This is a genomic window from Aquimarina algiphila (assembly GCF_007489275.1).
Taxonomy (GTDB): Bacteria; Bacteroidota; Bacteroidia; order Flavobacteriales; family Flavobacteriaceae; genus Aquimarina; species Aquimarina algiphila.
On record NZ_VLNR01000119.1, the window covers coordinates 1 to 7,853 of the forward strand.

Genomic DNA, 7,853 nt, shown 5'->3' on the forward strand with positions numbered 1-7,853 from the left:
AGGGATTTAAAAATAGAATCTTATCAAAGATCACAGCAATGACCATTATTCAATATATCAATAGGTTTGAATTCAACAGAAATATAAACAACCTAAAAATTAATATTAACTAAATGCACAACGGGTATTATAAATAAAATAATATCTAATAATGTTTACATTATTAGATATTTCTGTTAAATTAGTGGTGTTTCAATAATTTAGTTTTTTAAAAATGGGAATAATTATTACAATTCTTATAGGAGCAGTAGCTGGTTGGTTAGGTAGTCTAATTTACAAGGGGAGTGGCTTGGGTATTATTGGCAATATTATTGTTGGGATAGTTGGTAGTTTTGTTGGTTCCTGGCTTTTAGGAAAACTTGGTGTTAGTCTTGGCTCTGGATGGATTGGAGCAATACTTACTGGTGCCATAGGGGCAATACTTATTTTGTTTATACTCAATTTAATATTTAAAAAGCGGTAAGTATTTGTTCTTAGAAAATGTAAATAGTATGAACTTGTAGAAGTCTAATAACTCCAAACTTGAAGTACATCCATTGCTCTAACGAATGTCTATGACTTCGTAGTTTATTACAACATATTCTTAAAATAATAACAGCCACAATTTTACAAATGTGACTGTTATTTCAAGTTTTCTATACTTATTCTATTACTGTTGCTGCTACGAAACTGCAAACTTCGTAGAGCAGTTTAATGTAAAATATGTAACCTTTTTTAGGACGAGACATTCTTACCGCTTACTCAAAACGCCACTAGAGACACTTTAGAGGGAACGGGGATCTACGCAAAATCTTCTTGACCATTGGCATCAAAAATCCGCTCACATTCACCGTCTCCACTTTCGTTCCCTGCGCAATGACCTCCCTTAACTTGGATTAATACTGTTCTTTCTAACGTTTGCACTCCTTCTAAATTTAAAATGTTTTGTAACATACTATTAAAATATTTAGTGATTTGTATATCTCTTGGTCATTTTATAGACATCCAAGAGTTCTGTCTTGTTTCTTATCCATTGAATGCGCTATCATATTCGAGTGATCGGGTTATAATATTTAGTTTTAATTATTTTACTTTAGGCTATAAAAGAAACAGTCACCTTGTTTATGACTGTCTCTTAAACTTTATTTGATTACTCATATGGAAGTCCGAGTTGCAAACTCGAACTAGCGCATACTATACCCCAGCGAGGGATCGGGTTTATCAATTAATTCAAAGGTTAGTATTTCTTTATCAGAGCCTATTGTTTCAAGTCTGACACATTTAAAAATAGCTTCTTCCTTTTCTAAATGGACATAATCAAAACTATTCAGGCCTTCAAGGTATATAAAGCCTGATTGCCAGTATGATAATGGACCAGAAATTAATTTCTCATCTTTTATTAAATAGAGAACTAAACTACCATTTGGGTAACTAAAATAATAATCTATTTTGGGTAAAGCTATACCTTCTTTTAAAAATATAGCGGTTCTACTTACTCGTTCTCCACTTACTATTATTACTTCATCCCAACTTTTACAATTAAGGATTTCGGAAAAATCATAAACCTTGCCTAATTCTATACTATTTTCTTTCTCAAATACTGAATCAAAATCATTGGCTAAACAATTACTCTCAATCTTACTAACGTTATTAAACATAATAAATACATAGCATAAGATTATTAAAAATAATGCTATCGTTAAAATTAAAATACTTTTTATTTTTATCATATTATAAATTAATATTCTCCAAAGCGTACTAATGTTCTTTGGTTCAAACGTTCAACTCTTTCGCGTTTAGTTAGTAAAGATTCTTTAGGTATAGTCTTGAGGTGAAGAATCCTTATGGTTGTATTAGTTTTGTTAGTAGCATCTTCAAAAAATCTGTCTTCAAACTCTAAATAATCTAAATTTGGATTTTGTCTTGCTAGGTTAACTCCCCAAGCATTATTTATTAAATCCATTTCACCATCATCTGTATCAGGATTATCTCTTCCTTTATCTTTACCCGATTGAACCACATAATCTTCGTGCAATATACCAATAGCTTCAGCTATTTCAGGACCTAATTCTATTGCTAGCAAATACATCCAATAAGAATGTCGAATCGCTCCACTATACCCAAAGTTAGTGCCTCCGTAATCTCGAATTCCAGCTACCCTAGTTGCTAGAACACCTGCTCTAAAGGCAGCTTCTTTAACAACTTTCCTATAACCCGGGTTATAATTTAAATAAGAATTTTCTTTTGGGCTTTCTACATGTTTGTTTCCGATTAAATACGATCCACAGCAGTTCTCACTTGATTTAGAATCATCAGCTGTATTATTATTACTTCCATCTGCATTACCTCCATTATTAGCATAAGCCATTGCTTCGTCAAATGATACTACTGTTCCATTTATTACATATTGTCCTGTTTCAAAATTATATATGGAATTAGCTCCACTTGGGTCTGCAAAAAATACTGGATTATTATCAAAAGCATTATATGTGCTTGCTGAATAATGTGTAACTGGGTCGATACCAGTCCATCGGGCAATAGTTGGATCGTATTGACGAAGATCCATTTCATAAAGATTGAGTCCTAAATCTTCATTTAATTCCGCTCCATTATATTTATAATTCAAAGCAGGATTAGTACTTGTGATCAAATTATTATATCCTCGATGCTTCATGCCAAAAGGATAGTAATTATTCTCTTCTACAATCTCATCCTGAGTAATTGATCCATCTTTATCGGTATCTTTATAAGATAACCTTATATTTCCAAGGTGATCTTTATATTGATAGACATACTTATACCCATCTGCTTCTTTTTCTACATAGCCTTCTGCATGGTTAAAGAATTCTAAAGTACCATTCTTGTAGATATAATTCCCGGCATATTCAGTATCGATTAAAGAACCTCCACTAGGAGCTGTCTTTTTAAGTTTAACCCCAGTAGCATCATAAATATACGTAATATCTCCTGTTCCTTCACTATTACTAATAGAAACTGTTTCTGGTAGATTTAAATGATTGTAGGTAATATTGGTAATCCCTTTGTTACGATCTTTAGTCATATTACCATTTTTATCATAATCATAATCATTACCAGATGTATTTCCATCCTTAAAACCTTTAGTATTACCAGTATCACTTACTGATAATAATGTATTACCCCAATCATATGTATAGGTGAGGTCATCCATTGTATCGCTAAAAGAATTCTGATCGAATCGAACAAGTGTTTCAATATTTCCATTTTTATCATAAGTATATGAGCTAGAATAGCCTATACCAAATATAAAAGAGGCTTGTTTTAATCTGTTTAAGGCATCATAACTGTAATGGTAATTACGCAATATATCATCATTCGCTGTTCTCCAATGTGTTTCACTTATATTGCCATTATATAAGGGGTTACTATTTACAATCTCGGTAGTATTATAATTAATTTTATAAGCAAACAAATCAGTACCCAAATTCCGGGTGAGATCATTTATTTGTTTTAGCCAACCACGTACGTTGTATTTGTAGTTTACCGTTTGTAGTGGTTGGACTGCCGGACTAATGATCGTATTACCTGTACTTAGCATAGTAGAAGTGCCTCCCACATCCTTTTTGATCAATTGCCCAAGGGCATCGTATTTGTTATGTACCAAATGTTCTACATTTTGGGTATTGATCTGTTGGGTTTGGGTTAATAATCTACCTACATGGTCATAACTGAACTTGTCTACCGTTACTATTGGAGGATTGCTATCCTTGGTATGCGTAGTTTTGGTTTCTTCGACTCTGCCTATAAAATCCAATTTACTTTCTACAATGTCTGTAGTATTGAGATAGTCATTTTTACTCGCAACATATATTGGTCTTGCTTTTTGATCATAATAAGTAACGGTAGTAATCCAATTATCTGTTTCAAGTACTTTTACTTTACTTCCTGTGGCTAACGATTTGGTACGATCACTGGTGTCTATTCCGTATACCGTACCTGGATTTGATAACCCATTGATATCAAAATTATAATCATCATAATAGTTGACTGTAAGTATTTCTATGTCTGTATTTGGAAACGCATCATTACTATAATATAATGTAGTTCCTCCGGTTGCAGTAGCTGGTTCTCTCTTCTCCCAAAACGTGTCTATTCCGCTCATTACCAAGAGTAAAGTCCCTCTATTGCGCGTGCTTTTATATATACCGGTATAGGCAACCCTTCCAAAAGCATCGTATTTGGTGAACAACCATTCTCCTTTTACTTTTTGGTTGGCATCTTGTGTGAGTATCGGTTGGTCTAATTTGTTATAGATGATAGACTCCCAATCGGTGAATCCTCCCTTTCCAGGAATTTTCTTTTCTACCAAACGGTTTCTGTAGTCGTACTTATATTGATAACAGAGTGCATTTAATTCTACAGAATTAACACCATCACTAGTAGTTACTTTTGGCGGAATTACATAGGTTAAATTCCCAAAATCATCATATACATAATAGGTGTCATGTGGTATACCTTCATTAAACGTTTGTTTTAAAATTACTCTACCTAATTTGTCTTTATATTCCTTGGTCGTATGATCATTTGGATGAGTTTGACCGGGTTGCCAGTTTTCATCTTTTGTAATAGTGATGTGCAGTTGGTTAGAAGTATAAAAGCCATCTTTTACCAGTTGTGGTTTTCCCGTGTTTTCTCTTTCAAAAGTAACTTTAAAGTGTATTACTTCATCTATAAGATTAGTGTTCCAATCAAATTTGATAGTATGATCATTGTTACTAGTTGAATCTACTTTCCAATCTTTACCAGGCGCTCCTTGTTTTTGCACTCGATTTAGAGGTGAAGCTTCAAATGCACGTCCTGAGTATGCATTAAAATCTTGATGATTAGCTGGCACATCTATAAAATCATCACCATAGGTCGTTTTATAGTAACTATTGATGTCATTATTGATATTTACGGTAGCATAGCTTCCTATTGCTGTTGTACTATTTCTTTCGAAAGGTAAATAATCCTTTGTCTGTCTACCATAGTCATCATAAGGGATATGGGTAACAATATCTTTGATATTTGGTGAAGCTTTAATTCCTACTTGTTGCTTTGGTCTTCCTAAACCATCAAAGTATGTAATACTCTCAATCACATCTTTGTTAAATCTAATATCATCTGATGATACCATTGCTTCCTGATATACTCGTGTAAAGACATAATTTTCATTACTTAGTGTGATCGGAGTATAAGGAGCAACGGCACATCCGTTATCCAGCCCATATACCTCAGGACATTGATCATTTGCATTATTTACATATCCTGTAGGTTGTGTACAATCACTAAGAGAAGTATTAGGGTCACCAAATCCATCACCGTCTGTGTCTGCATACCATATAGAACTAGAATTAATTATATAATCAATTCTTGTAGCTGTACTCCAACATCCCGTAGTATTATCTTGAGCTTTTATATAATGTACATTTCCTGTAGCATTACCTGCGGTAAAACTTATTGATGATTCAGAATTAGAGCTATCGGTTCCAGAATCTGAGCTCTGCCAATACCAAGTAACACCATTAGGAACATTAGCAGAGTTAAAACTTAAAGTCGTACTACCACAAAGTTCTGTAATAGAGGGGATAGAAGGAGGCGTTACTAGTGGAGGTATAGTAACATCTACAAAACCAGAATCATCGCTCCAACCACCATTATAATCATAGGCTCTAATGTAATAACGCCCAGAGCCTTCATTAACCGTATATGTTGCGTCATTTCCCAAATTAAAATTTTCACCATCAGGATTTTTCCCTTGCCAATACCAAGTAACATTAGGATCGGGATCTCCCGTTCTGTTTAATGTTGCATTATTACACCCCAAAATAACAGTGGGATTTGGAGGAGCAACAACATTTGGAAATACCGTAACATTATAATCATAAGCATAAATTTGATCATTATTTGAAAAGCTAACGATGCACGTTATAGTTACAGTACCAGAATCTACAAAGCTTATATCTGCTTTATTGGTTGTTTGAGAAACTATAAGTCCCCCTGTTACTTGCCATTGGTATGTGGGATTTCCTTGAAAACCAGATAAAAATAACTCATATCTATGAGTTTCCCCAATATTTGAAGTAGTAGGTCCACTAATATTTCCCTGGACTTGCGCTGCTATTGTATTCGATTTTAAGACTATGAAAATCAACATTAGAACTAATGTGATCATCTTGTTTTTTATTGTTTTATTTTTTATCATCATCATTAGTTTTTGTAAGCATATTTATTCTCTGAAACCAGGTTTCCTTCATCATCTTTTACGGATTTGAGACGGTTAAGATCATCGTACTCATAATACATAGTATATCCTTTTGGATCTGTCATACTGGTTACTCCAACTAAAGGGTCATAGGTATAGGTAGTAATTTGTGTTTCTGGTAAAGTATTTCTTAGTTCATTAAGTGCTTGTCGTAATATCCCTTCTTTACCAGAATTTCCAAAAGTGCGGTCATTATCAGCATTTGATTTAGCTTTTAGATTGGCCACATATGAGGTGATCTGATTATAGGTAGCATTTTCTATTTTTGCAATTGGTAACCTATCTTGATATCCCCAGATATAAGCTACATGAGGTCCATCAGTTTTTGAAACTTCTAATGGATTACCAAAATTGTCATAATCATAATAAGTAAGTCTTGGTTCTGGTGTATCATTATTTTTGGCTGTTTTTATAAATTCTGGAAGTAAGATGTTATTATCCCAATCTTTATACTCCATATTTTGAGTATTTAGTAATGATTGATCTTCAAAGATTTTTGTTTGAATAGGAGAGGAAATCCTATTTAGATTCGATAGATTATTAGCTATAGCAGTAGTAAAATTATATGGATAGAAATAGGTGTTGATTACTTTTTCATTAGTACTATTTATAATTTCCTGTTCTTTTAGGTGTCCCTGTGGATTATTATACTTGTACAGGTTTTGGGTAAATACAGTGGAGCCATTATAATGATCTGTTACTGCTGTTTGGATGAGTCTATCTACATTACGACTTGCATTAAAGCTTGTAGTATCTGCAACATAATTTCCTGGACCTTGGGATGAAAATAGATTTTGTCTAACTTTTACAGAGTATACTCTTTGGTTAAAACCTAAATCGTCGTCATAATCATAATGATTCACAGTTTCTTTTACGAGAGTTCCATCAGATTTAGCAATTTCTTCCTTAAGTAGTTTCCCATTTTTATAAGCATTATCATCTTTTATTAGAAATGGAAAAATAACGGGTGCTGGGATATTACGATTAAAAATCAATTTTCGTGACCCGTTATTCCCATTGGTTGAAGTGAATTTTTCTATAACTTGTTTATATATTATATGGCTTCCCATATAATATCCTAGAGGCAGGTTACTAGAACTAGAATAGCTTCTGTATACACAGTCTTGTACGCCTCCATTCACGACGTTAGTTGTTCCATACACATATGTAGTTAAATTTCTTCTTCTAAATAGGAGTCCTTCACTCACGCCTTCAACATTTTCGTAGACATATTCTTTGGTGATGCAGTTATCTGGATTATTATCGGGACAACTTTTGATCGTTTGAATCCTGATACCTCCTGTTGCCCTAGATCTGGCTTGTGGTTGTTGTGTATTACCTCTATTTATTTTTACTGTTGCTGATCCTTCAACATAAGAACCTATAGTAGAAGTGCCTGCATTACTTACTGAAGCAGAAACTCTATATGTTCCCGGTTTTAGATATACTTTTCTATTAAAACTACCCGTTGTGCATTTAGAAAAAGTTGCGCAAACTGCTAAAAGGCAGTAAATTGTAGTTACGACACTATAATTCATATGCACAACTTTCAAGCAAATTACGATAAAATACTCAAGGTTTTAAAAGGATT

5 protein-coding genes and 1 pseudogene are annotated in these 7,853 nt (G+C 33.4%); 2 read left to right on the plus strand and 4 right to left on the minus strand.

Annotation, left to right across the window (positions count from 1 at the left end; all coding sequences use genetic code 11):
* Nucleotides 1-113: pseudogene (locus tag FOF46_RS32845) on the plus strand (IS982 family transposase); the annotation flags it as partial.
* Nucleotides 114-214: 101 nt separating this feature from the next.
* Entirely contained in the window at nt 215-463 is a 249-nt protein-coding gene (locus FOF46_RS29690) for a GlsB/YeaQ/YmgE family stress response membrane protein (RefSeq protein WP_109438747.1), read from the plus strand.
* A 317-nt stretch (nt 464-780) separates the two neighbouring features.
* On the opposite strand, the gene FOF46_RS33025 is transcribed toward FOF46_RS29690, so the two are convergent.
* The 4 genes from FOF46_RS33025 to FOF46_RS29705 all read right to left on the minus strand — a co-directional run bounded on the left by FOF46_RS33025 (nt 781) and on the right by FOF46_RS29705 (nt 7,800).
* On the minus strand, nt 781-903 hold the full coding sequence (locus FOF46_RS33025; protein WP_262713275.1) for a hypothetical protein: 123 nt from the start codon (nt 901-903) through the stop codon (nt 781-783).
* A gap of 260 nt (nt 904-1,163) precedes the next feature.
* Entirely contained in the window at nt 1,164-1,709 is a 546-nt protein-coding gene (locus tag FOF46_RS29695; RefSeq protein WP_143919063.1) for a hypothetical protein, read from the minus strand.
* A gap of 8 nt (nt 1,710-1,717) precedes the next feature.
* On the minus strand, nt 1,718-6,172 hold the full coding sequence (locus FOF46_RS29700; RefSeq protein ID WP_167572008.1) for a DUF6443 domain-containing protein: 4,455 nt from the start codon (nt 6,170-6,172) through the stop codon (nt 1,718-1,720).
* A gap of 35 nt (nt 6,173-6,207) precedes the next feature.
* Nucleotides 6,208-7,800, minus strand: coding sequence for an RHS repeat domain-containing protein (locus tag FOF46_RS29705; protein WP_143919065.1), 1,593 nt, complete (start codon nt 7,798-7,800; stop codon nt 6,208-6,210).
* Between the last annotated feature and the right edge of the window lie 53 nt (nt 7,801-7,853).

Excerpts from the sequence above, each read along its gene's own strand:
- FOF46_RS29690 (WP_109438747.1), top strand. The coding sequence starts at position 215 with ATGGGAATAATTATTACAATTCTTATAGGAGCAGTAGCTGGTTGGTTA.
- FOF46_RS29695 (WP_143919063.1), bottom strand. The coding sequence starts at position 1,709 with ATGATAAAAATAAAAAGTATTTTAATTTTAACGATAGCATTATTTTTA.
- FOF46_RS29700 (WP_167572008.1), bottom strand. The coding sequence starts at position 6,172 with ATGATCACATTAGTTCTAATGTTGATTTTCATAGTCTTAAAATCGAAT.
- FOF46_RS29705 (WP_143919065.1), bottom strand. The coding sequence starts at position 7,800 with ATGAATTATAGTGTCGTAACTACAATTTACTGCCTTTTAGCAGTTTGC.